Source organism: Angustibacter sp. Root456 (genome assembly GCF_001426435.1).
Taxonomy (GTDB): domain Bacteria; phylum Actinomycetota; class Actinomycetes; order Actinomycetales; family Angustibacteraceae; genus Angustibacter.
In genome coordinates, this window is sequence record NZ_LMER01000014.1 from 488,177 (window position 1) to 488,387 (window position 211).

The 211-nt window shown below is 72.0% G+C and carries 1 protein-coding gene; it reads left to right on the forward strand.

What is annotated here, in order from left to right; translation table 11 throughout:
* A partial coding sequence (locus ASD06_RS19315) for an HNH endonuclease signature motif containing protein (protein ID WP_200941934.1) occupies nucleotides 1-211 on the forward strand: 211 nt, incomplete at both ends.

Genomic DNA, 211 nt, shown 5'->3' on the forward strand with positions numbered 1-211 from the left:
ACTGTGCGGCGCCGAGATCATCCCCGTGCTGGTCGACACCTGCGGCAACCCCCTGGACGTAGGCCGCACCCTGCGCGACTTCACCACCAGACAGCGCATCGCCCTGGCCGAACGCGACCGCGGCTGCACCTGGCCCGGCTGCACCGCCCCCGTCGCCTGGACCCAAGCCCACCACCTCATCCACTGGGACCACCACGGCCCCACCGACCTG